Origin of the sequence: Rhodopseudomonas pentothenatexigens (genome assembly GCF_900218015.1) — a bacterium.
Taxonomy (GTDB): domain Bacteria; phylum Pseudomonadota; class Alphaproteobacteria; order Rhizobiales; family Xanthobacteraceae; genus Rhodopseudomonas; species Rhodopseudomonas pentothenatexigens.
In genome coordinates this window covers 1-21244 of the sequence record NZ_UFQQ01000014.1, presented here as the reverse complement: position 1 = coordinate 21244, position 21244 = coordinate 1, and the positions used below count along the sequence as shown (strand labels likewise).

The window sequence follows — 21244 nt, the reverse complement described above, 5'->3', positions numbered from 1 at the left end:
ATGACCTCCGAGGTAAGGCATTTCTGACCCGTCAGGTAATCGAATCGGATCGCGCCGCCCGGCATCCTTCGCAGCGTCGCTGCAAACCGAAGGAGATATTCCATGATGCGAGCTTCGATGATCCGCCCGTCTGCGCTGCTGCGCCGCGCTCTCCAGGCCGACGCACTCGTCAGCGGCGCGATGGCGCTGCTGCTGACCCTTGCGGCCGGCACGCTGTCCCGCCTGCTCGCCCTGCCGGAACCGCTGCTGCTGGACACCGGACTGTTCCTGATCGGCTACGCCGCCCTGGTCGGCTGGCTCGGCACCCGCGCCGTGCTGCCGCGCACGATGGTGCTGATTGTGATTGCCGGCAACGCGCTGTGGACGCTCGGCAGCGTGGCCCTGCTGCTCAGCGGGCCAGTAGCCCCGAACGCCCTCGGCATCGCCTTCGTGCTGGTGCAGGCGACAGCGGTCGGGATCTTCGCCGAGTTGCAGTTCATCGGGCTGAGGCGGAGCGAGGCAGCCGTTGCCGCATAAGCACTAACGCTCCGCTCGTCATTGCGAGCGAAGCGAAGCAATCCAGCTTCGGGCACGGGTCTGGATTGCTTCGTCGGCTTCGCCTCCTCGCAATGACGCGATGAGAGGCGATGCCGACGATCAGGCGGCCTTGGACTTGCTGTTGGATTGGCTCGCAGACGTCTTGCGCGACGACGTGGCCTTTGCCGACTTGGCCGCTTTGGTCTTGCCGGCTTTTGCGGTCACCACCTTGGTCTTCGCTGCCTTGCTGGTGCCCTTCGACTTCACCTTCGTCTTAGCCTTCACCGCTTTCGGCGCCTTCGATTTGGCGACCTTCTCCGGCTTCGACGGCTTTTCCGGCTTCGCCTTGCCGGTTGCCTTCGCGGCCTTGCGGGCGGCCTTCTCGGCTTCGGCTTGCGCCTTGCGCTCGGCCTTCAGCTTCAGCTTGGCCTTTTCGGCCCTGGCTTCGGCGGCCTTCTTCTTGCGCTTCTTTTCGCAGGACGCGCATTTGCAGCCGATCGGCTTCAGATAGGCTTTGAAGTAGTCGGTGCCGTAGTCGTAGTTGATCTCTTCGCCCGGCTCGATGTTCTTGACGGCGCGGATGATCACCCGCTTCTTGCGCGGATTGACGTCGGACTCCGCGTTCGGCTTGCAGGCGTGATTGATGTAGCGGGCGACGTTCTTGCGGATCGAACCGTCGATGGTCCAGCGATTGTTCAGCTCGAACAGATATTTGTTCTCGATGCCCTCGTGCTTCTTGTTGCGCGAATCGAGCAGCGGTCCGACGTAGCGGATGATCTTGGCGCCCTTCTTGATCGGCTTGACGGCGAACAGTCCGAGCCCGGTCTTGGAGCGGCCGACACGGTAATGGTCTTTCGACAACAGGGGCATGGTTCTTCGTTTCGAACGCGGCTAAAGGACACACGAAGGCGTCGTTCTAGAGCGATTCCGCGACGAATGGCAGTGCTTTCCCGGACTCGGGCTCGAACCTTCCCCAGCCGAGCGGCGTCGAACCGACGAGATATGTGATGCGAGGCTTGCCGATGCGACTGCCCTCTGCTCTCGCCCTGCCGCTCCTCCTCGCCGCCCTGCCGGCACTCGATACGCCGGCCCGGGCCGACGGCGCGACCAGCGTCTACAGCTCGACCGCGCCGAAATCCTGCCGCATCGTGCGGCCAGCCGGGAAGGACGAAGACGCCGGCGAGTGGCTCTGCCCGGGCCAGGACGGGCTGGTGGTGGTGGTGGCGGAGATCGATCTGCGCCAGACCGTCACCGTCGGCCGCAACCGAAAGGATGCCAACGACCAACCGGCGGCCAGCGCCTCGTTCGGCCCGTTCAACTCCACCACCGATACGGTCGAATGGCGGCTCGACGGAACCGGCAAGCCGTTCGCGATCATCCAGCGCTGGCACCTTGCCGACAACGACGATGTCGGCAAGGCCGGCCGGCCCAACACCAAGCAGATGCTGGTGGTGACGCGGCTGCCGCCGGGCCCGGTGTGCCATGTCGCCTATGTCGACGTCGCCGCCAACCGCAACGCCAACGAGCTGGCGCGGCAGGCCGCCGACGAGCTGGCGCGCGGCTTTGCCTGCGGCAAGGACAAGCCCAGGCCGTTCGGCACAGCCGGCCGGGCCACCGCGCTGGCCGCGCCAAACTGAACTCGTTCTAAAGTTGGGGTCCGGCCCTTGCCGCCGGGCCGCCGCGGTTTACTTCCCCAGACGGGGCCCGCACAATCGTGGGGCCGATGTCGCGCCGCCGTGGCTGGCCGCCAGCGGCGCGAGCTGGAGAGACGTGCAATGAAGGCGGTGTTCGCCAAGCTCGGCAGCGACTTCTTCTCCACCATCATCTTCGTGGTGCTGTATTTCTCCACCGGTAACGTCGCCCTGGCGACGATCGTCGCGGTGCTCGGCGCGGCGGCGCAATTCGCCTATGCGCGGATCAAGGGCCTGCGGCTCGATGTGATGGCCTATGCCAGCGTCGCGATGGTGGTGGTGCTCGGCGGCGCGACGCTGCTGACCGACGACCCGTTCTTCATGCTGATCAAACCGAGCATCGGCCATATCGCGGTCGGCGTGCTGATGCTGCGCCGCGACTGGATGGCCCGCTATGTGACGCCGAGGATCGCTTCCGCGATTCCGGACTATGTGCGGATCGCCGGTTATCTGTGGGCGGCGCTGATGCTGCTGCTCGGCGCCGGGGTGATCGCCGCGGCGCTGACCGGCGACATCAAGCTCTGGACGTTCTACGTCATGGTGATCGCGCCGGCCTTCAAGGTGGCGGCGGTCGCCGCGCAGTATCTGGTGTTCCGGATGGCGATCCGCAGCCGCCAGCGGCCCGCGGACGCACAGCCGGCCGCCGAACCGATCACCGCCGAGCCGTAGCGCGGCTCCAAAAGCCGGCCTTTCACATCCGCGGTGCGTCGGCCTGCGCCAGCGGACCCTCGTCGGTCGGCTCGATGCGCGCCGAAGCGGGCTCGTAGCGGCCGTCGCCATCATAGACGACCAAGATGCCGCCGATCCCGTCGTCCAGCGCCGAGGTGGTGAACGTGGCGAGGCCGGTGCGATCGAGCGGGACGTGTGCCGCGATCACGCGCTCGCCGTCGCGGAAGCTGACTGCGCCGCTCGGAACGCCTTGCGCGCCGGTGACCGCTGCGGTGAGTGTCACCACTGCGCCGGGTGGCGGCGCCCGGTGCGACGACGACAGGATGAGGCGTGGAGTCGCCCGGACATCCAGCGCGACTTCGGCCGACTGGCTCGGCAGCACGATCAGCGGCAGCCGGCTGGCGCTGCCGGCGTAATCGGCACGCAGCAGATGCCGGCCCGGCGCCAGCCGCTCCACGGTCAGGCTCGGCCGGCCGGCGTCGGTCCAGCCCAGCACCGTGCTGGTGGTGAGATCGTAGAACACGATGCGGCCATCGGCGACGCCGTGGCCGAAGCCGGTGGTGACGGTGGCGCTGAGCAGGAACCGGCCCGGGCTCGAAGGCAGCGCAGCGACTTCGAGCCGGGTCGCGGTGGTTTCGGACACAACTTCGACCTGCGCGACCGCAGGAGCGCCGCCGACCGTCGCCAGCAGCAGCGCGGCAAACGCCAGCGCGCGAATTGCAAATGACAAACGCATGTCGGGTCTCCACCATCAACGCGTGGGAAACCTCGAGGCGTCCTCCAAACTTGACATAGGATAGCACACCGATTGCACTGCACCACAGGTATCTGCATGCAGGGTCGGCAGAGCAGGACACCGCCCGCAAACCGTCGCGGCCCCTGGCCGCAGCCATGCCGCACCTTCGGGCTTGTTCGCGGCTCCCGGGCCATACTAAGAGGGGCGGCCCGGTGAACTCACGAGGGCCGGGACCAAGGGGAGAAACACATGGCAGTCGACGGAAACTGGAAACTCACCATGAGCACGCCGATGGGCGAGCGGCAGGCCGACCTGACGCTGAAGGCCGACGGCGGCACGCTCACCGGCACGCAATCCGCCGACGGCGATGCCGGCGAGATCTTCGACGGCACCGTGAACGGCGACGACGTCGCCTGGAAGCTGTCGATCACCAATCCGATGCCGCTGACGCTGAGCTACACCGGCAAGGTGAGCGGCGACAGCATCTCCGGCGAGATGGGCATCGGCCCGATGGGCTCGTTCCCCTTCACCGGAACGCGGGCGTAAGGCGCCCCGCCTCCGCGGCAGCGCCCCTGCCCCAAGCGGTCATTCCGGGGCGCTCGCGCCAGCGAGCGAGCCCGGAATCCCGAGATGTTCTGCGTTGAACCGGTCGAGGGCCCTGAACGGCGAGATTCCGGGTTCGCTCACTTCGTGAGCGCCCCGGAATGACGGAGCGAAGTTCGATCATCCGCTCAGGAAGCTGTCCGAGTGCGGTCGTGCTAACAGCTCGTCTTTGACAGCCTCGGCGAACGGCTCCCACGTCGACAAGGCGATACTCTCTGAGAGCACCCCTCAGATCGCGAGCATCAAACGAGGCCGACCATAATTTGGAGCGGCCCCATCATCGTTTACAATCACGTACCGCCAAACCGACATGCCTCGCTCCTGCATTCAGCCCGCCATCAACCCAAGGCTGCTGAATAGTCGGTAGAGACGCAATACGACGTTCGCTTTTCAAGGGGTTTGCTGACGTACGATATCCTGAGCGACAGCATCTCTGGCGAAATGGGCATCGGCCCGATGGGCTCGTTCCCGTTCACCGGAACGAAGGCGTAAGGCGCCCCGCCTGCGCGGCAGCGCCCCTGCCCCAGGCAGTCATTCCGGGGCGCTCGCGTCAGCGAGCGAGCCCGGAATCCCGAAGTGATTAGACACCTGATCGCAACGACTTCCGGATTCCGGGTTCGCTCACGTCGTGAGCGCCCCGGAATGACGGTGCGCGTGGCCCGCGCGCGGAGGGACGGTGCGCGTGGTGGGCGCGCGGAGACGCCTCACCCCAGATTCAGTTCCTTGAAGAAGTCGTTGCCCTTGTCGTCGACGATGATGAAGGCCGGGAAGTCGACGACGTCGATCTTCCAGATCGCCTCCATGCCGAGCTCGGGATATTCCAGCACCTCGACCTTCTTGATGCAGTGCTCGGCGAGGTTCGCCGCGGCGCCGCCGATCGAGCCGAGATAGAACCCGCCGTACTTCTTGCAGGCCTCGCGCACCGCCGGCGCGCGGTTGCCCTTGGCGACCATCACCATCGAGCCGCCGGCCGCCTGGAACTGATCGACGAACGAGTCCATTCGCCCCGCCGTGGTCGGACCGAACGCGCCGGAGGCGTAGCCGTCGGGCGTCTTGGCCGGGCCGGCGTAGTACACCGGGTGGTTCTTGAAGTAGTCCGGCAGCGGCTCGCCCTTCTCCAGCCGGTCACGCAGCTTGGCGTGGGCGGCGTCGCGCGCCACGATCATGGTGCCGGTCAGCGACAGCCGGGTCTTGGTCGGATACTTGGTCAGCGTGGCGAGGATGTCCTTCATCGGCTGGTCGAGGTCGATCTTGACCACCTCGTCGCCGAGCGCCTGCTCGACCTCGGGCAGATACTGCGCCGGATTGTGCTCCAGCTCCTCCAGATACACGCCGTCCCTGGTGATCTTGCCGAGCATCTGCCGGTCGGCCGAGCACGACACGCCGAGCCCGATCGGCAGCGAGGCGCCATGGCGCGGCAGCCGGATGACGCGGACGTCGTGGCAGAAATACTTGCCGCCGAACTGCGCGCCGACGCCGAGGCTCTGCGTCATCTTGTGGATGTCCTGCTCCATCTCGACGTCGCGGAACGCGTTGCCGAGTTCGGAGCCGTGGGTCGGCAGCGCATCGAGATAGCGCGCGGACGCGAGCTTCACGGTCTTCATCGTGGTCTCGACCGAGGTGCCGCCGATCACGATGGCGAGGTGATAGGGCGGGCACGCCGCGGTGCCGAGCGTCATGATCTTCTCTTTCAGGAACGCCAGCAGCCGGTCGCGCGTCAGCAGCGACGGCGTCGCCTGGAACAGGAAGCTCTTGTTGGCCGAGCCGCCGCCCTTGGCCATGAACATGAACTTGTAGGCGTCGTCGCCCTCGGCGTAGATCTCGCACTGCGCCGGCATGTTGTTGGCGGTGTTCTTCTCCTCGAACATCGACAGCGGCGCGACCTGCGAGTAGCGCAAATTGCGGCGCAAGTAAGCGTCGCGCGCGCCTTCCGACAGCGCCGCTTCATCGTCGCCGTCGGTGATGACGTTCGCGCCCTTCTTGCCCATGATGATCGCGGTGCCGGTGTCCTGGCACATCGGCAGCACGCCGCCGGCGGCGATGTTGGCGTTCTTCAGAAAATCCAGCGCGACGAACTTGTCGTTCGGGCTGGCCTCCGGATCGTCCAGGATGGCGCGGAGCTGCTTCAGGTGCCCCGGCCGGAGATAATGATTGATCTCGCCGAACGCCGCCTCGCTCAGCGCCCGCAGCGCCTCGCGCTCCACCACCAGCATGTCGCGCCCGAGCACCTTCTCGACCCGCACGCCCTCCGACGTGATCTTGCGATAGACGGTGTCGTCCTTGCCCAGCGGGAACAGCGGGGTGTGCCTGTAGGGCGGAACCGGGGTGGCGGCGGACGGAATCGGCGTGGGAGCGTTCATGGACAGGGCCTCGAATGGGGAAATTCGCGGCCCTGTCTAGGCGGTTTCGGCGGGATTTTGAAGGGTTCAAAACGGGAGGGAGGGGAGCAGGCCAGCCGTCGCCCGGCTAAACTACCGTCGTCCCTCCTGCTTCTCCGCATAGGCGTCGACCAGCGCACGGATCATCCGCTGATACGGCACGTTCTGCTTCGCCGCGGCACGCTTGAAGAAATCGACCGAGCGCTGAGACAGGCTGAGGGTCACCTTGACGTTGGCTTCGCGCAACACGAGCTGATCCGGCGGCGGCAGGAAATCGTCGACGACGCGAACGCGGCCGATCTCTCCCTTGCTATATTTGACCGTTGATTTCTTCATAGGTCGCCTTTCCCTTTCGCCAATAGCCGGCGCCGAAGATCCGGATCTGATCGCCGCGCCACGTGAAACGCACCGTGAGAATTCCGGGTCCCACTCTCCCGAAACAGAAATAGCGCTGCTCGGTCTGGCTGTGACCGAGGTCTTCGGCGATCACGCGCGATGGATCGAGGAATGCGAGCTGAGCCTCTGCGAAGCCGACGCCATGCTTGGCGCGATTGAGCCTGTCCTTGGTGACGTCCCACTCGAAGCTCGTCATCGGCCGACCGCCACGCTGGTATGGCTATGTTACCATACTTTTGTACGGCCTCAACAGCGTCCATCAAGCGCAGCAGTCAGCAGAAGGTGGGGCAGTTTGCATTTCCGCCGCCCTCCGCTATGAGACTTCGCCCCGAACTGATCGCGGAGGGTTTGATGATCGCATTTGCCGACCGCTCGTTCCGCTTGCCTGACCGCGCCGCGTGGCTCGCCGGGTTTGCCGTCGCGGTGATGTCGCTAGCCGCCTCGCCGGCCCGGGCCGACCGCTGCGACGACCTCGCCGGCACGCTGAAGGCGCAGATCGCCGGGGTCGCGGTCGGCAAGACCGCCGCCAATACGATCTATCTGTCGCATCCGGCCGCGAAGGCGCTGCGGCTGGGGTGCCCGAGCCGGACGGTGAAGAACGAGGTTTTCGGCGAGGCGCCGTCGCGGAAGCCGTCGCCGGCATTCGTCGAGCTGATCGCCAGCGCCGCCGCGATCGTGTTCACCATCCCGAAGCAGGACACGCTGCGCGGGGTGAAGCGCTGCTTCGGACGGGTCGGCATCCTGCGCGGCAACGACATCAAGACCCGGTTCCGCCGGCTCGACATGCGCTGCGCCCGGACCAAGACCGCCGCCTCGATCTCGATTTCCCGCGACAGCAGCGAATAGCGCGGCCGGCAAGCGGCGGCGCGCCATCGCGCTGGTACGATCCCGAGGCCGGCACCGCGCGTCCGATCGCCCCGCAACCGCAGCTCGTTGTTCTTGCGGGCGTTCTCCGCGCGGCTTCGCGCCGGCACGCCGGGCGCACGGCATTTGAGGCAAATGCCGGCACCGGCCTGCGCGCAACGTTCACCGGCTCGCGCGATCCTGCGCCTGATCCGGCGGGAACGGGATTCACATGCGTGGCGCCGTGGCCGCCACAGTCCCATCTCTCCGGGGGACGTTGGCCAACACGAGGAAAGACTGATGGACAGCATTTCGAGCGTGTCGTCGACCCAGGTCACCAAACCGACGACGCAGGCGAGCCCTCCACCGCCGCCTCCGCCGCCGAAGGACGACAACGACACGACCAGCATCCAGCCGCCGAAGGCGGCGCTGCCGCCCGGTCAGGGCACGCGCGTCGACCAGATCGCGTAGCTGCGCGGCGCAGCGAACTCCGACACGACGACTGGCCCCGCCTCGCGCGGGGCTTTGTCGTCGGCGCGGCGAGTCCGGCCGGGCTATCGCCGATAGGCCGCGCTCTGCTAGACTCCGCCGGCGCGACCAGCGGAGTGTCCTCATGAGCGGCGTCAAAGTCCTGACTGGCGGCTGCCATTGCGGCCTGGTGCGGTTCGAATGCACCACCGACCTGGCGATGGTCACGGCGTGCAACTGCTCGATCTGCACCAAGAAGGGGCTGCACTTCACCTTCCTGCCGCCGAAAAGCTTTCAGCTCCGCGCCGGGGCGGAGAGCCTGAAGGAGTATTTGTTCAACAAGCGCGCGATCAGCCACCAGCTCTGCGGCGAATGCGGCGTCGAGGTGTTCGCGCGCGGCACCAAGCCGGACGGCTCCGAAGTGGTCGCTCTCAACGTCTCCTGCATCGACGGCATCGAGCTGTCGCAACTGACGATGACGCCGATCGACGGCCGGCACAGGTAGGCTCGCGCAACTCCACCGGCGTCATTCCGGGGCGCGCGTGAAACGCGCGAACCCGGAATCTCGAAGTTGTTGTGCTCGGGTCAGATTCCGGGTTCGCGCCTGTCGGCGCGCCCCGGAATGACTTGGGGGAGAGATCGAGCGCCACCCGACAAGCTATTACTTATCCAGCTCCTTGTAGTGCCGGAAGATGCCGTCTTGGTTGAACGGGATGCGGCGGTCGCTGGCGAGGTAGGCGGCGATGTTCGGGCGTTCGGCGATGCGGTCGCGGAGTGCGACCAGCTTGGGGATGTCGCGCTCGAACCGCTTCATGTGCTTCGGAAACGCGTAGCGCAGGCCCTCGACGATCTGGAACAGCGACAGGTCGGCATAGCTCAGCTTGCGCCCGGTGAGATACGCGCCGCCACCGCCGGCGATCAGGCGTTCGAAGTAGCCGAGGAATTTCGGCGCGCGGTTGTCCCAGAACTCGGCGGTCCGCTTCTTCGCCGGCTTCCGCTGGTCGTCGTAATACAGCATGGTGCCGATCGGATGGTGGGTGTCGTGCACCTCCTGCACCAGATCGGCGATGGTGAGCTGGAGCTGATGCACCCACAGCCGGCCCGCCTCGCCGGCGGGCGCAAGGCCGTGGCGGCCACCGAGATACAGCAGGATGTTGGCGGTCTGGCCGATGGTCAGCTTGCCGGCCTTCAGGAACGGCGGCGCGAATGGCGGTGTGCCCTGCTCGGCCTGCATCAGCTTCATCATCGTCGCCATGCCGGCCTTGCTGCGACGGGCGGCATCGACATAGCCGGCGCCGGCCTCTTCCAGCGCCAGCCGCACGAACTCGCCGCGCCCCTGGATGGTCGGCCAGTAGTACAAGTCATAAGCCATCGGCTCGGTCCCCTGTGGTGATCGCGCGCGGCCCTTTCGCAAAGGCAGCCCCCACAGGCTAACAAAAAAGCGCCGCGGAAGGTCCGCGGCGCTTCGATGACGGGTCGCTCCGGCGAAGGAGCGTCAGTTGGTCTGCTGGATCGCCGCCAGTTCCCAGTTCGCGCCGGGACGCCGGGTGAAGGTCCAGATCTCGGTCGCCTCGATCGGCGTCTCGCTGCCGGCAACCAGACGGTCGGTGCCGCGCTCCAGGGTCTTGTCGACCAGCGAGAACCGCATCGCCACGGTTGCGAAGTCGGTTTCGCCTTCGCGCCAGGCTTCGGCGAGATCGCCCTGCAGCAGCTTCACATCCGACACCTTGTTGATGTCGTTGGCGGCCTTGTTCTCCTCCAGGTCCTTGGCGAAGTACGACGCCATTTCCGGAGTGGCGAGCTGGCGCAGCCGGTCGATGTCCTCGTTCGACCAGGCGGCTTGCACCTCGCCGAGCAGCCGCTCGAACGCCTCGTAGTCGTCCGGCTTGATCTCCAGCGGACGGTCGTTGCCGGCACCGCCGCCGAAGCCGAACCCGCTCCGATAGGCGGGCTGCGGCCCCTGATTGGCCGGCTGGTCCATGGCGTGAGCGCCGTCGGGCAGCGGACCCTGGCCGGCCGCCGGACCCGCAGCATAGGCCGCCTGCGGGTTCTTGCGGCGCTGCCACCAGCCCCAGGCCAGACGCGCCAGGATCACGACCAGCACGACCTGCAGCACCAGCCCGATGATCGAGGCGAAGCTGCCGAGACCCGACAGGAAGCCGCCGCCGAACAGCATGCCGAGCAGGCCGGCACCGAGGAAGCCGGCGGCGAGGCCGCCGAGCATGCCCATGCCCGGACGGTTGAAGAAACCGCCCTTGTTGGCGGCGCCTGCGGCCGGCGCGTTCATGCCGGGGCTGCCCGGCTGGCTGTAGGTGCGGTTGAACGGCTGAGCGGCGCCCGGCGCGGTGTTGGTGCTCGGCGGCGCTGCGAAGCTGCGCGAACCGCGCGAGCCCATGCTGCCGCTGCGGCCGGCCCGGGCGTCGGCTTCGGACGACAGCACCATCGCCATCGGCAGGGCCAAAGCCATGGTCACGGCAAGAGCAGCGACAACGCCGCGCATGCGATGCAAGAAATTCATGTCACTCCCTCAATCCCCGGCAGGGGGAAACGCTGTTAAAATGGGCAGTAGCCGCCAAAAGGGAAGCGGTCCTGACGCCGCAGGCGGCTTCGGGGCCTGCGGCTCTCGGTCGCGGTACGCATGCGCCGATCGGTGGCCGGCCTGTTGTGCGGTGCGGCGCAGCGAACGGTCGCAGCAGACGGCTGCAGCGTGTCCGTGGCCAGCCGACACGGCCGCAACAAGGCATTCAACGGCCGTCAAACCAGGATTTCCACTGCGGCACCGCGGTGGCGAAGGTCCCGCGGTGGCTGGTCGGCCCGGTGGAAATCGCCTGAACCAGCTGATTTCCGTTTCCGATCGCGTGCTGATAGGTCGCGGCCAGCCGTCCCAGGCCGACGCTGATCGCCTCGTCGCTCTCACCATAATAGTTGCGCACCGGGGTCTTGATGATCCAGCGATACGCCGTGGTTTCGGCGACCAGCCGGCCGTAGGCCGACGCGGCGAAGTACTGCGAATCGAAATATTCGGGGCGGACCAGCTTGTGCAGGTCGGTCGGAACGTCGGCGGCGTCGAACGGCTGCCGCTCGTAGGCCTTGCGCGATATGTCGTAATACGCGTCGTTGATCAGCGACCGGGCGAGCCCCGGCACGCCATAGTAGTTCTCGAACGAAAACGACGACAGGATGAACAACGTCGTCACCCAGGAGGCGTCGTTCTTGCGCGGAAAGCTGAGAAAGCCGTTCAACGCGACGGACACGTCGACCGGCGCGCTCGCTGTCGCAGCGCCCTGAACCGGCACGCCCGAGGCTTCCAGCTTCTCCAGCATCGCCATCGTGACGAACCCGCCTTGCGACCAGCCCGCCAGGAACAGCTTGCTGTCGGCCAGCTTCATCTGCGCGAGCACCGCCCGGCTCGCCAGCAGCATGTCATAGGTGGCCTGCTGATGGCTGCGTTTGACCATGTAGCCTTCGGGCTCGTCGGAGGCGCCCATGCCGAAATAGTCGGCGCCGATCAGGATGTATCCCTGCCCGGCGAACTGGGCGATCATCAGCTCGGTCTCGGGCGATTGTTCGGGAAACGACGGCACCTCCTTCTTCCCGTACACGGTGCCGTGCTGATACGAGATCATCGGCAGCGCGGTCCCGCCGGTCTCCGGTACGGCGAGCAGCCCGGTCGCGACGATCGGCTTGTTGCCACGTTCCGGAACGACCGACGAATAGGTCACGCGGTAGAGCCTGACCGCGTTGCGCGGAGGGCTGTAGGTCACCGACACGCCGGAAAATTTCGGAGTGTCGGCCTGCAGGATCCGGTTCAGCCGGTCGACATCCCAGCGATCGAGATAGACGTAGCTGACGCCGGAAGTCACCTCGATCGGATCGGCCGGCGAGGCCGCAACTGCGGTTTCAAATCCCGTGCTGACCAGCAGCACGAACGCCATGGTGACGGTTCGCCATGCACTCACCATCGTTCTCCGGGCTTGGCGCCCCTCCCGGGAGCGCGCGGATCAGCGGGATTGATACGCACTCCTAAGTCTTCGACTGTGAAGATTGTATTGCTGGCGTATCGAGGCGATCGTCACCGCGATGGCCGGTCGCGCCGGGTCGACGACGCCGCTGCGCCGCGGGCCTGCGAACCGGCGCCCGCGCTTCAATTCGACTCCATCGTTTCCTTCACCTTGGCGACCAGCGCGCTGAGCGCGAACGGTTTGGCCAGGAAGGCGAATTGCTCGTTGTCCGGCAGGCTCTTTTCGAACGCGTCCTCGGCGTAGCCGGACACGAAGATGATCTTCAGTTCAGGGTTGCGGCCGCGCATCGCCTTCAGCAGCGTCGGACCGTCCATCTCCGGCATCACCACGTCGGAGACGACGAGGTCGACTTCGCCGCCATGCGCGTCGAACTCCTCCAACGCCTCGACGCCATTCGAGGCTTCGATCACCTGATAGCCGCGCGAGCGCAAGCCGCGGGCGTTGAGCGAGCGCAGCCCCTCCTCGTCTTCGACCAGCAGAATGGTGCCCTGCCCGGTCAGGTCGGCGCGCGGCTTGGCTGCGGCCGGCGTCGCCTCGGGCGCAGCGCCGCCAGCGGCGTGTGCCTCCGGCTGGGGCTCGGCCGCCGCTTCATGACGCGGCAAATAGATGCGGAACGTGGTGCCCTTGCCGATTTCCGAATCGACATACACGAAGCCGCCGGTCTGCTTGATGATACCGTACACCGTCGACAGTCCGAGCCCGGTGCCCTTGCCGACCTCCTTGGTCGAGAAGAACGGCTCGAAGATCTTGTCGACGATCTCCGGCGGGATGCCGGTTCCGGTGTCGGAGACTTCGACGCAGACATAGTCGGCTGCCGGCATGCCGTTGTGGCCTAGTTGCGAGGCCGCGGATGCCGTGACGTTGGCGGTGCGGATCGTCAGCTTGCCGCCGTCCGGCATCGCGTCGCGGGCATTGACGGCGAGATTGACGATCACCTGCTCGAATTGCGAGACGTCGGCCTTGGTCCGCCACAGATCGCGGCCGTGCTGCATCTCCAGCGAGATCTTCTCGCCGATCAGCCGCTTCAGCAGCCGGTCGATGTCGGTCAGCGCCTCGCCGAGGTCGAGCACCTGCGGGCGCAGCGTCTGCTTGCGCGAGAACGCCAGGAGCTGCCGCACCAGGGTCGCGGCGCGGGTGGCGTTCTGCTTGATCTGCATGATGTCCTGGAACGACGGATCGGTCGGCTTGTGCGCGTTCAGAAGGAAGTCGTTGGCCATCATGATGGCCGACAGCACGTTGTTGAAGTCGTGCGCTATGCCGCCGGCGAGCTGGCCGATGGTGTCCATCTTCTGCGCCTGGTTGACCTGGTTCTCCAGCGCGCGGCGCTCGGTGGTCTCCAGCATGTGGACGATCGCCGCCTCGTTGTCGGTCTCGTCGGCCACCGCAGTGACGAAGAACTGGCCCCAACGCTCCTTGGCGCTGTCGAGCATCACCTCGACCGGCGCGATGTCGGCCTGGCCCTTGGCAGCCTGCTCGATCGCGCCCGCCAGCACCGCGCGATCGCGCGCCGAGGCCGCCGCGAGGATCGATTTCGACGCCGCGGCGCCGGCTGGATCGAGGCTCTGCGCCAGCTTGGCGAGCCTGGCATTGGCCCGCACCACCGCTCCGGCTTTGTCGACGGTCGCGATCGCCATCGGCGTCTGATCGAAGAACCGCATGAAGCGGATCTCGGCGGCGCGCTGCGGATCGAGCCGATCGTCGCGGGCGCGGCTGATCACCAGCGTGCGCGATGGCCCGGGGGTGCCGTCGGCGCCGAACGCCAGCTTGTGATACAGGCGGACCGGCACGGTCTGGCCGCCGCGCTTCTTCAGGTCGATGTCGAACACTTCGGTCTTCACCTTGCCCGGTTCGGGCACGATCGAGGTGAGCAGCGCGGCACCGTCGCCGGAGACCACGTCGGACAGCTTCAGGCCGCCGGAGCCGATCTCGGCGAGGTCGTGGTCGAGCCAGTTGGCCAGCGTGGCGTTGACGTAGACCAGATTGCCCGCCGGATTGACCGAGAAGAACCCGCAAGGGGCATGGTCGAGATATTCGATGGCGTGCTGCAGGGTCTGGAACACGTCCTCCTGGCGCTCGCGGTCGCGGGTGATGTCGGCGATCGACCACACCGTCTGCCGCGCTTCGCGCTTGCTGGTGCCGAGCGGGCGCACCCGCAGCCGCATCCAGCGGCCCTGGCTGCCGTCGGCGCCGGCGACCCGCACCTCCTCCTGCAGCCGCCGGCCCTCGCGCGCCGCCTTGAGCAGCCGGAACACCGCCTCGGAGACGTCGGGATTGCCGATGAACACCCGCTCCACCGGGCGGACGTCCTGCATCGCCGCCGCTCCGGTCAGCGCCAGATAGGTCGAATTGGCATAGACGACGTGGCCGCCGGCGTCGGTCACCGCGATGCCGTCGAAGGCGTTTTCGGGGATCGCGCGCAGGATCGGGTCCTCGGCGGCGCGGTCGGCAAAGCCGATGATGCCGGCCGCGAAGGCGAACAGCATGAACAGCCCGACCATCGCCAGCAGCGCCAACAGGCCGAGGATATAAGGCTGCGCCTCGGTGCGGCCGAGCGTCATGAACGCCACGGCCGCCGCCACGATGGCGCCGGCGAGCAGCAGCACCAGCGCGATGCTGCCGCCGCGGCGAGCCGGCTCCGGCGATGCCGGCTGCGGCTCCGACGGAGCCTGATGGTCGTTGATGGTCATGGTCACCGAACCGGTCCCTCGCCCGCCAGGCACCCGGCGGCGCGGCTCCACCTGCCTGAATCGCGGCCGGAAACGCAAGTACATCCTCTGCCCAACCGCTTCCCGGCGACGCCGCAGCGGTTTCGGAGGGCCGCGCTGCGTGGGCGGCGTGCCGCTTCGCCCGACCTTTGCGGCCCGATCATCGTCCGTCTCAATTGCTGCGGCCGGACCAGGCCCGCTTCAGGTTCATCACATAGCCGATCACCTCGGCGACGGCCTGGTAGTGCTCGACCGGGATCTCGTCCTCGATCTCGACGGTGGCGTACAGCGCGCGCGCCAGCGGCACGTTCTCGACGATCGGCACGTCGTGCTCCTTCGCCACTTCCCGGATCTTGAGCGCCACCGCGTCGACGCCCTTGGCGACGCAGATCGGCGCCGACATGCCGCGCTCGTATTTCAGCGCCACCGAAAAGTGGGTCGGGTTGGTGATCACCACCGAGGCGCCCGGCACCGCCGCCATCATTCGCGTCTTCATCCGCTGATAGCGCAGTTGCCGCAGCCGGCCCTTGATGTGGGGATCGCCTTCGGACTGCTTGAACTCGTCCTTGATCTCCTGCAGCGACATCTTCTGCCGCTCATGCCACTGCCGATACTGGAAAAAGTAGTCGCCGACCGCGACGAAAGCCAGCATCGCCACCACCGCGCCGAGCAGCTTCAGCGTCAATGCCACGGTGACGCCGAGCAGCGAGGCGACGTCCATCGTCAGCAGCGCGTCGAGGCGGTCGTGCTCCGGATACAGCACCGCGACCATCACGACGCCGAGCGCCACCACCTTGAAAAGGCCCTTGAGGAAGTTCGCCAGCGCCTGCTTGCCGAACAGCCGCTTGGCGCCTTCGAGCGGCGACAGCTTGCTGAATTTCGGCGTCAGCGACTCGGCCGAGAACACCAGGCGATGCTGGATCATATTGCCGGCGATCGCCACCAGCATCAGCATCAACAGCGGAATGCCGACCGCCGCCAGCGTCGCGTAGGACAGGCTCTTGGCAAGGGCGATCAAGCCGTCGCCGTCGACCCGCAGCATCCAGGACTTTTCGATCAAATTGCGCAACGGGGCGAGGATGCCGACCCCGATCGACTCGTGAAACGACGACAGCACCAGCGTCGCGCCGGCCATCAGGAACCAGGTGCCGACCTCCTGGCTCTTGACGACGTCGCCGCGCTTGAGCGCATCGTCGAGTTTCTTTTGTGTCGGCTCTTCTGTTTTCTCGTCGCTGTCCTCGGACATCGTTCAGCTCCGAACGACGCCGAGCGTCAGCGTGGCATCAGATCGTGCATCACGCCGCCGAAATACCCGAGGAAGGCGCCCATCATCGTGGTCAGCACCACCGCGAGCACGATGAAGCCGATCACGATCGACAGCGGTACGCCGACGAAATACACCTGCATCTGCGGCATCAGCCGCGCCAGCACGCCGAGGCCGATGTTGAACACCAGGCCGAACACCAGGAACGGCGCCGACAATTGCAGGCCGAGCTTGAAGGCGGCGGCAAACGCCTTGGTGGCCAGCGCCGCGACGTCGCCGGTGTTGAGCAGTTCGCCCGGCGCAAACACCTTGTAGCTGTCGCTCAGCGCCTGGATCACCAGAAAATGCATGTCGGTGGCGAGCAGCAGCGTCACGCCGAGCAACGTCAGAAAATTGCCGACCAGAACGCCCTGCTGGCCCTGGGTCGGATCGACCGCCGACACGAAGCCCAGTCCGAGCTGCTGCGCGATCACCGCGCCGGCGACCTGGAGCGCCGACAGCGTCACCCGCGCAGTGGCGCCGAGCACGATGCCGACCGCGATCTCCTGCAGCAACAGCACCAGCATCGGCGTCAGCGACGACATGTCGACCTGATAGGCCGAGCGGTGCAGCGGCAGCATGATCAGCGTCAGCAGCAGCGCGATCGACAGCTTGATACGGGTCGGAATGTTGCTCTCGCCGAGCGCGGGCATCAGCATCACCATCGCGCCGATGCGGGCGAACACCAGCATGAAGGCGGCGGCGAGCGCCGGCAGGAACGTCAGGTCGATGCGCATCGCGGCAATCTGGCTCGGAGCGGCGCACGCCGGCCTTGTCCACGCGACCGCCGCCCATGGGGACGACGGTGGACACGACCGGCGACGCGGCGCGGGCTCCGATCATGCGTCAACCGCCGATGATTCGCGACGAGATCCGGAGCATCTGCGAATACAGCGCGTCGGCCATGAACGGTAGCGCCAGCACCAGCGTGAGGAACATCGCCAGGATTTTCGGCACGAACACCAGGGTCTGTTCCTGGATCTGCGTCAGGGCCTGCACCAGCGACACCGCGACGCCGACCACCAGGCCGACCACCATCAGCGGCGCCGACACCACCACGATGGTCCAGATCGCATCGCGGGCGACGTCGAGGGTCTCGGGGCCGGTCATTTCGCTATTCCTTTGGATTTGCCCGTCATGGCCGGGCTCGTCCCGGCCATCCACGTCTTGTTCGCGGCGCCGTCGGTGCGGCGTGGATGCCCGGCACAAGGCCGGGCATGACGACGATGAACGACCGTCGCGCCCGCTTCGCGGATCAGATCGGCATCCGCATGATTTCTTCGTAGGACTGGATCACCCGGTCACGCACCGACACCAGCGTCGACACCGCGACATCGGTTTCGGCAACCGCAGTCACCACGTCCATGACGTTGGATTTGCCGGACGCCATCGCCATCGACTGAGCGTCGGACTTGCGGCCGGAATCGAGCACGCTGTCCATCGCCTGTTTGACCAGATTGCCGAACGACGGGGCATCCTGGCCCGCTTTGTCGGCGCCCGTCGGCTTGGCCAGACGGGCGAGGCTCGCATAGGCATTTGCTGCGGAAATCGGGGAGGCCATGAGTCACTGTCCTGGTGCGATGCTGAAGAGGCGGATCAGGATTTGAGAATGTCGAGGGTGCGCTGGATCATCCGCCGGGTCGCGCTGATGACGTTGAGGTTGGCCTCGTAGGACCGCTGCGCATCGCGCATGTCGGTCATTTCGATCACCGGATTGACGTTGGGATACTTGACGTTGCCGTTGGCGTCGGCGGCCGGATTGGTCGGCTCGTATTTGACGCGAAACGCCGAGGTATCCGGCTTGACCCGGCCGAGCGCCACCACCCGGGCGTCGAGCGAACGGTCGAGCGCCGAGGTGAAGGTCGGCACCTTGCGGCGATACGGATCGCCGCCCGGGGCCTGCGCGGTCGAATCGGCGTTGGCGATGTTTTCCGAGATCACCCGCATCCGGCCGGCCTGGGCACGCAGGCCGGAGGTCGCAATTGCCATCGACCTCGAGAAGTCCATTGCATCGTCAGCCATCGTCGTTCTCCGCTTGGCCCGAATCAGCGCTTGCCGAGGGCGGTTTTCAGGACGCCAAGACTGCGGCTGTAGAGCGCGGTGGCGGCGGCGTAGCCGCCCTGGTTGGACGACAATTTGAGCATTTCGTCCTCGAGATTGACGGCGTTGCCGGTCGGACGGGTCTGGATGCCGCCCTTCCGATCCGGCGAAAAACTCTCGGTTCCACCCGACGCCGCGATATGAGTGGCGCTTGTCCGCATCATGGGGAGCGAGCCTACCGGGGATCCAGCAGCGGGCCGGCCGGTCGGATCGAAGGTCGGCTCGACGAGATCTCGGGGCTTGAAGCCGGGCGTGTCGGAATTTGCGATGTTGTCCGCCAGCACGCGTTGCCGCTCCTGATGCCATTGCATCCGGGTACGCAGCGCCGCCAGTGTGGGAAGATCATTGATCGGCATGACGGCCTCCACCCCGGTCTTGCCGCTACGCGAATCCGCCGGGTAGGCAGAATTTGCCGCCCCTATGGTTAACGACTGGTTAAGAGATTCCGGAGGCCGCCGGCCCAACGCGACGACGGCAGCCGCGCTCGCTCAAAATCGGGGCTTGGCCGGCATGATTCGTGGATTGTGAGAAAAATCGGATGGCAGTTCTTGCCGGGGATTATTAAGAAGGATCGAAGCGGTCCGCCGCGCGCCACCGCAACTGGTCGCGTTCGCACTCCGGAAAGGGCGCTTCCGGGTTGTGCCGGAGCGCCAGCGTTGTTTGCCGGGGATACAGCATGTCATCGCAGCCATTGATGTTCTTTCTCGCATTTCTGGCCGTTCTGGCGCTGATCGGTGCCGCCGCCTGGCTGGTGCGCCGGTTCGCCGGCAATCGGCTCGGCACCAATGCCAGCCGAGGCCGCATGCCGAGGCTGGCGGTGATCGACGCCGCCGCCGTCGACGGCCGCCGGCGGCTGGTGCTGGTCCGCCGGGACAATGTCGAGCATCTGCTGATGATCGGCGGGCCCAGCGACATCGTGATCGAGCCGAACATCGTCCGCGCCAGCCCGTCGCGCGATCAGTTGCCGACCCGGGGCGGCGTCGAGCCGCGTCTGGCGCCTCCGGAGCCGGGGCAATGGGACGACAGCGCCGAGCCGCCGCAACCGGAACTGCCGCCGATTCCGACGCGGCCGTCGCGACCAGCGTTCGCCGAGGAGCCGCGTCGCGCGCCGCCGGCGATGCCCGAGCGGCGTCCGGCCGATCCGTTCGCCGGCCTGGTGCCGGAACCGATCGCCCGCCCCGAACCGCCGATGCCGCCGCTGCCGCGTGCAGAACCGCCGATGCCGCCGATGCAGCGGGCGGAGCCGCCAATGCAGCGGGCAGAGCCGCCAATCATGAGGGCGGAGCCGCCGATCATGAGGGCCGATCCCCCGATCATGCGTCCGGAGCCACCGCGGCCTGAGCCTCGAATCGACCCGGTGCCGCGCCCGGAGCCTCGGATCGATCCGGCGCCCCGCCCGCGCGCCGAACCGGCGATGACGCGGCCGCCGCGTCCCGAACCCAAACCGGCGCCCGCGCCTCGCATGGAACGTCCGACGCCTCCTGCGCCCCAGATGTCTGCAGCTCCGCCATCTGCGCCGGCCGCCGCCGCGCCGGCGGCGTCAGCCTCCGCGGCGCTCTCCGCCGCCGACCAGAATCTCGCCGAGATGGCGACCCGGCTCGAGGCCGCGCTGCGCCGGCCGCCCACCGCTCCCGAGCCGGCGCCGCCGGTCGCACCCGAGGCACCGTCCCTGCCGCCGCGCGCCGCCGAACCGGCTGCTGAAGAGCCGCCTGCCGCCAGCGCGGCACCGGCCGCCGGCAAGACCGGCTTCGAAAGCCTCGAAGACGAGATGGCGGCGCTGCTCGGCCGCCCGAAGTCGCCTTCGTGAGCGCCTCGGCAGGCCCGCGTAGAGTTTTCATTGGTTTTCTGGTTCTGATCGTCGCGCTGCTCGCGGCGATCGCGCCTGCGTCGGCTCAGGACATCAGTATCAACCTCGGCGGCCAGGGCAGCCCCGGCGTGACCGAGCGTGCGATCCAGTTGATCGCGCTGCTCACGGTGCTGTCGATCGCGCCGTCGATCCTGATCATGATGACGTCGTTCACCCGGATCGTGGTGGTGCTGTCGCTGCTGCGCACCGCGCTCGGCACCGCAACCGCGCCGCCGAACGCCGTGATCATCGCGCTGGCGCTGTTCCTCACCGCCTTCGTGATGGGACCGACGCTGCAGAAGGCCTATGACGACGGCATCAAGCCGCTGATCGCCAACGAGATCGGCGTCGACGACGCGCTGGTGCGGGCGTCGGGACCGATGCGGGTATTCATGCAGAAGAACGTCCGCGAGAAGGACCTGAAGCTGTTTCTCGACCTGTCCGGCGAACCGCCGCCGGCGACGCCGGAGGAACTGTCGCTGCGCATCCTGATGCCGGCGTTCCTGATCTCGGAGCTGAAGCGCGCGTTCGAGATCGGCTTCCTGCTGTTCCTGCCCTTCCTGATCATCGACCTGGTGGTCGCCTCGATCCTGATGTCGATGGGCATGATGATGTTGCCACCGGTCGTGGTGTCGCTGCCGTTCAAGCTGATCTTCTTCGTGCTGGTCGACGGCTGGTCGCTGGTCGCAGGCAGCTTGGTGCAGAGCTACACCGGCGGCGGGTAGTTCGGCGACGGGCCGACGACGGAGAACCACTGGCATCGGCATTCGCGCGCTGGCACGAGCGCCTCTGAATGACGGGCGGCGCTGTCAAAGCCAGTGAAAGCCTTAAAGCCAGTGAAAGCCTTTGGCCATCAGGCCGGCGATCCCTAGATGTGGAGCCTCAACAGGTTGTCCTCGGACAGGCCGAGGCGGCTGATGGGTATTTGTGACTTTATGCCGCCGTGGGGCCGGTGCCAATTGTATCGA

The 21244-nt window shown here is 66.8% G+C and carries 24 protein-coding genes and 1 pseudogene; 9 read left to right on the top strand and 16 right to left on the bottom strand.

Going from position 1 to position 21244, the window contains the following annotated elements:
* The first annotated feature begins 117 nt into the window (after positions 1–117).
* Positions 118–516 carry a hypothetical protein gene (locus tag DWA33_RS14490; RefSeq protein ID WP_114358896.1) on the top strand — a complete coding sequence of 133 codons (399 nt, stop codon included), beginning with the start codon at positions 118–120 and terminating at the stop codon, positions 514–516.
* A gap of 120 nt (positions 517–636) precedes the next feature.
* Here DWA33_RS14490 and DWA33_RS14485 read toward each other — a convergent pair whose 3' ends face one another.
* A complete protein-coding gene (locus DWA33_RS14485; protein ID WP_114358788.1) occupies positions 637–1386 on the bottom strand; it encodes an SET domain-containing protein in 750 nt (249 codons plus the stop codon).
* A gap of 137 nt (positions 1387–1523) precedes the next feature.
* Between DWA33_RS14485 and DWA33_RS14480 the strand changes: the two genes are divergently transcribed.
* Together DWA33_RS14480 and DWA33_RS14475 are read left to right on the top strand one after the other, a co-directional pair.
* Positions 1524–2153: a hypothetical protein gene (locus DWA33_RS14480; protein WP_114358787.1), complete on the top strand. Its 630-nt coding sequence runs from the start codon at positions 1524–1526 to the stop codon at positions 2151–2153.
* 138 nt (positions 2154–2291) lie between these two features.
* Positions 2292–2876: an inner membrane-spanning protein YciB gene (locus DWA33_RS14475; protein ID WP_114358786.1), complete on the top strand. Its 585-nt coding sequence runs from the start codon at positions 2292–2294 to the stop codon at positions 2874–2876.
* A gap of 22 nt (positions 2877–2898) precedes the next feature.
* Here DWA33_RS14475 and DWA33_RS14470 read toward each other — a convergent pair whose 3' ends face one another.
* Positions 2899–3612 (bottom strand): Ig-like domain-containing protein, encoded by a 714-nt coding sequence (locus DWA33_RS14470; protein ID WP_114358785.1) that lies wholly within the window; start codon positions 3610–3612, stop codon positions 2899–2901.
* A gap of 249 nt (positions 3613–3861) precedes the next feature.
* Between DWA33_RS14470 and DWA33_RS14465 the strand changes: the two genes are divergently transcribed.
* Complete coding sequence (locus DWA33_RS14465) at positions 3862–4158, top strand: hypothetical protein (protein ID WP_013501252.1); 297 nt, start codon at positions 3862–3864, stop codon at positions 4156–4158.
* A 761-nt stretch (positions 4159–4919) separates the two neighbouring features.
* Here DWA33_RS14465 and DWA33_RS14460 read toward each other — a convergent pair.
* The 3 genes from DWA33_RS14460 to DWA33_RS14450 form a co-directional block, all read right to left on the bottom strand.
* Entirely contained in the window at positions 4920–6575 is a 1656-nt protein-coding gene (locus DWA33_RS14460; RefSeq protein WP_114358784.1) for a fumarate hydratase, read from the bottom strand.
* A gap of 111 nt (positions 6576–6686) precedes the next feature.
* Positions 6687–6929 carry a hypothetical protein gene (locus DWA33_RS14455; RefSeq protein ID WP_114358783.1) on the bottom strand — a complete coding sequence of 81 codons (243 nt, stop codon included), beginning with the start codon at positions 6927–6929 and terminating at the stop codon, positions 6687–6689.
* On the bottom strand, positions 6904–7185 hold the full coding sequence (locus DWA33_RS14450) for a BrnT family toxin (protein WP_114358782.1): 282 nt from the start codon (positions 7183–7185) through the stop codon (positions 6904–6906). The genes DWA33_RS14455 and DWA33_RS14450 overlap by 26 nt, the downstream gene beginning before the upstream one ends.
* A 155-nt stretch (positions 7186–7340) precedes the next feature.
* Here DWA33_RS14450 and DWA33_RS14445 point away from each other — a divergent pair, with 155 nt between their 5' ends.
* The 3 genes from DWA33_RS14445 to DWA33_RS14440 all read left to right on the top strand — a co-directional run bounded on the left by DWA33_RS14445 (position 7341) and on the right by DWA33_RS14440 (position 8805).
* On the top strand, positions 7341–7835 hold the full coding sequence (locus DWA33_RS14445) for a hypothetical protein (RefSeq protein ID WP_181902415.1): 495 nt from the start codon (positions 7341–7343) through the stop codon (positions 7833–7835).
* 297 nt (positions 7836–8132) lie between these two features.
* Positions 8133–8303 carry a hypothetical protein gene (locus tag DWA33_RS25240; RefSeq protein ID WP_167443215.1) on the top strand — a complete coding sequence of 57 codons (171 nt, stop codon included), beginning with the start codon at positions 8133–8135 and terminating at the stop codon, positions 8301–8303.
* 142 nt (positions 8304–8445) lie between these two features.
* On the top strand, positions 8446–8805 hold the full coding sequence (locus DWA33_RS14440) for a GFA family protein (protein WP_114358781.1): 360 nt from the start codon (positions 8446–8448) through the stop codon (positions 8803–8805).
* Between the two features lie 156 nt (positions 8806–8961).
* Here DWA33_RS14440 and DWA33_RS14435 read toward each other — a convergent pair whose 3' ends face one another.
* The 10 genes from DWA33_RS14435 to flgB all read right to left on the bottom strand — a co-directional run bounded on the left by DWA33_RS14435 (position 8962) and on the right by flgB (position 18786).
* Positions 8962–9672 (bottom strand): glutathione S-transferase, encoded by a 711-nt coding sequence (locus DWA33_RS14435; RefSeq protein WP_114358780.1) that lies wholly within the window; start codon positions 9670–9672, stop codon positions 8962–8964.
* A 123-nt stretch (positions 9673–9795) separates the two neighbouring features.
* Positions 9796–10818, bottom strand: coding sequence for a Tim44 domain-containing protein (locus tag DWA33_RS14430; protein ID WP_114358779.1), 1023 nt, complete (start codon positions 10816–10818; stop codon positions 9796–9798).
* A 226-nt stretch (positions 10819–11044) separates the two neighbouring features.
* Positions 11045–12262 carry an alpha/beta hydrolase gene (locus DWA33_RS14425; RefSeq protein WP_167443214.1) on the bottom strand — a complete coding sequence of 406 codons (1218 nt, stop codon included), beginning with the start codon at positions 12260–12262 and terminating at the stop codon, positions 11045–11047.
* Positions 12263–12444: 182 nt separating this feature from the next.
* A complete protein-coding gene (gene cckA, locus DWA33_RS14420) occupies positions 12445–15009 on the bottom strand; it encodes a cell cycle histidine kinase CckA (protein ID WP_244601308.1) in 2565 nt (854 codons plus the stop codon).
* 190 nt (positions 15010–15199) lie between these two features.
* Positions 15200–16273, bottom strand: a complete 1074-nt coding sequence (gene flhB, locus DWA33_RS14415; RefSeq protein WP_114358776.1) for a flagellar biosynthesis protein FlhB — start codon at positions 16271–16273, stop codon at positions 15200–15202.
* A 26-nt stretch (positions 16274–16299) separates the two neighbouring features.
* Entirely contained in the window at positions 16300–17067 is a 768-nt protein-coding gene (gene fliR, locus DWA33_RS14410; protein ID WP_114358775.1) for a flagellar biosynthetic protein FliR, read from the bottom strand.
* Between the two features lie 109 nt (positions 17068–17176).
* Positions 17177–17440, bottom strand: coding sequence for a flagellar biosynthesis protein FliQ (gene fliQ, locus DWA33_RS14405; RefSeq protein ID WP_114358774.1), 264 nt, complete (start codon positions 17438–17440; stop codon positions 17177–17179).
* Positions 17441–17585: 145 nt separating this feature from the next.
* A complete protein-coding gene (gene fliE / locus DWA33_RS14400) occupies positions 17586–17891 on the bottom strand; it encodes a flagellar hook-basal body complex protein FliE (protein WP_114358773.1) in 306 nt (101 codons plus the stop codon).
* A gap of 35 nt (positions 17892–17926) precedes the next feature.
* Positions 17927–18352 carry a flagellar basal body rod protein FlgC gene (gene flgC, locus DWA33_RS14395; RefSeq protein ID WP_114358772.1) on the bottom strand — a complete coding sequence of 142 codons (426 nt, stop codon included), beginning with the start codon at positions 18350–18352 and terminating at the stop codon, positions 17927–17929.
* Positions 18353–18375: 23 nt separating this feature from the next.
* A complete protein-coding gene (gene flgB / locus DWA33_RS14390; RefSeq protein WP_114358771.1) occupies positions 18376–18786 on the bottom strand; it encodes a flagellar basal body rod protein FlgB in 411 nt (136 codons plus the stop codon).
* Positions 18787–19106: 320 nt separating this feature from the next.
* Between flgB and DWA33_RS14385 the strand changes: the two genes are divergently transcribed.
* Together DWA33_RS14385 and fliP are read left to right on the top strand one after the other, a co-directional pair.
* Positions 19107–20237: a flagellar biosynthetic protein FliO gene (locus DWA33_RS14385; protein ID WP_114358770.1), complete on the top strand. Its 1131-nt coding sequence runs from the start codon at positions 19107–19109 to the stop codon at positions 20235–20237.
* Positions 20234–21001: a flagellar type III secretion system pore protein FliP gene (gene fliP, locus DWA33_RS14380; protein WP_114358769.1), complete on the top strand. Its 768-nt coding sequence runs from the start codon at positions 20234–20236 to the stop codon at positions 20999–21001. The genes DWA33_RS14385 and fliP overlap by 4 nt, the downstream gene beginning before the upstream one ends.
* Before the next feature lie 143 nt (positions 21002–21144).
* Here fliP and DWA33_RS14375 read toward each other — a convergent pair.
* Positions 21145–21244 (bottom strand): annotated as a pseudogene (locus DWA33_RS14375) (IS481 family transposase); the annotation flags it as partial.

Bases quoted from the DNA above. Each gene is read 5' to 3' on its own strand.
- DWA33_RS14490 (WP_114358896.1), top strand. From the start codon at position 118: ATGATCCGCCCGTCTGCGCTGCTGCGCCGCGCTCTCCAGGCCGACGCA.
- DWA33_RS14485 (WP_114358788.1), bottom strand. From the start codon at position 1,386: ATGCCCCTGTTGTCGAAAGACCATTACCGTGTCGGCCGCTCCAAGACC.
- DWA33_RS14480 (WP_114358787.1), top strand. From the start codon at position 1,524: ATGCGAGGCTTGCCGATGCGACTGCCCTCTGCTCTCGCCCTGCCGCTC.
- DWA33_RS14475 (WP_114358786.1), top strand. From the start codon at position 2,292: ATGAAGGCGGTGTTCGCCAAGCTCGGCAGCGACTTCTTCTCCACCATC.
- DWA33_RS14470 (WP_114358785.1), bottom strand. From the start codon at position 3,612: ATGCGTTTGTCATTTGCAATTCGCGCGCTGGCGTTTGCCGCGCTGCTG.
- DWA33_RS14465 (WP_013501252.1), top strand. From the start codon at position 3,862: ATGGCAGTCGACGGAAACTGGAAACTCACCATGAGCACGCCGATGGGC.
- DWA33_RS14460 (WP_114358784.1), bottom strand. From the start codon at position 6,575: ATGAACGCTCCCACGCCGATTCCGTCCGCCGCCACCCCGGTTCCGCCC.
- DWA33_RS14455 (WP_114358783.1), bottom strand. From the start codon at position 6,929: ATGAAGAAATCAACGGTCAAATATAGCAAGGGAGAGATCGGCCGCGTT.
- DWA33_RS14450 (WP_114358782.1), bottom strand. From the start codon at position 7,185: ATGACGAGCTTCGAGTGGGACGTCACCAAGGACAGGCTCAATCGCGCC.
- DWA33_RS14445 (WP_181902415.1), top strand. From the start codon at position 7,341: ATGATCGCATTTGCCGACCGCTCGTTCCGCTTGCCTGACCGCGCCGCG.
- DWA33_RS25240 (WP_167443215.1), top strand. From the start codon at position 8,133: ATGGACAGCATTTCGAGCGTGTCGTCGACCCAGGTCACCAAACCGACG.
- DWA33_RS14440 (WP_114358781.1), top strand. From the start codon at position 8,446: ATGAGCGGCGTCAAAGTCCTGACTGGCGGCTGCCATTGCGGCCTGGTG.
- DWA33_RS14435 (WP_114358780.1), bottom strand. From the start codon at position 9,672: ATGGCTTATGACTTGTACTACTGGCCGACCATCCAGGGGCGCGGCGAG.
- DWA33_RS14430 (WP_114358779.1), bottom strand. From the start codon at position 10,818: ATGAATTTCTTGCATCGCATGCGCGGCGTTGTCGCTGCTCTTGCCGTG.
- DWA33_RS14425 (WP_167443214.1), bottom strand. From the start codon at position 12,262: ATGGTGAGTGCATGGCGAACCGTCACCATGGCGTTCGTGCTGCTGGTC.
- cckA (WP_244601308.1), bottom strand. From the start codon at position 15,009: ATGACCATCAACGACCATCAGGCTCCGTCGGAGCCGCAGCCGGCATCG.
- flhB (WP_114358776.1), bottom strand. From the start codon at position 16,273: ATGTCCGAGGACAGCGACGAGAAAACAGAAGAGCCGACACAAAAGAAA.
- fliR (WP_114358775.1), bottom strand. From the start codon at position 17,067: ATGCGCATCGACCTGACGTTCCTGCCGGCGCTCGCCGCCGCCTTCATG.
- fliQ (WP_114358774.1), bottom strand. From the start codon at position 17,440: ATGACCGGCCCCGAGACCCTCGACGTCGCCCGCGATGCGATCTGGACC.
- fliE (WP_114358773.1), bottom strand. From the start codon at position 17,891: ATGGCCTCCCCGATTTCCGCAGCAAATGCCTATGCGAGCCTCGCCCGT.
- flgC (WP_114358772.1), bottom strand. From the start codon at position 18,352: ATGGCTGACGATGCAATGGACTTCTCGAGGTCGATGGCAATTGCGACC.
- flgB (WP_114358771.1), bottom strand. From the start codon at position 18,786: ATGCCGATCAATGATCTTCCCACACTGGCGGCGCTGCGTACCCGGATG.
- DWA33_RS14385 (WP_114358770.1), top strand. From the start codon at position 19,107: ATGTCATCGCAGCCATTGATGTTCTTTCTCGCATTTCTGGCCGTTCTG.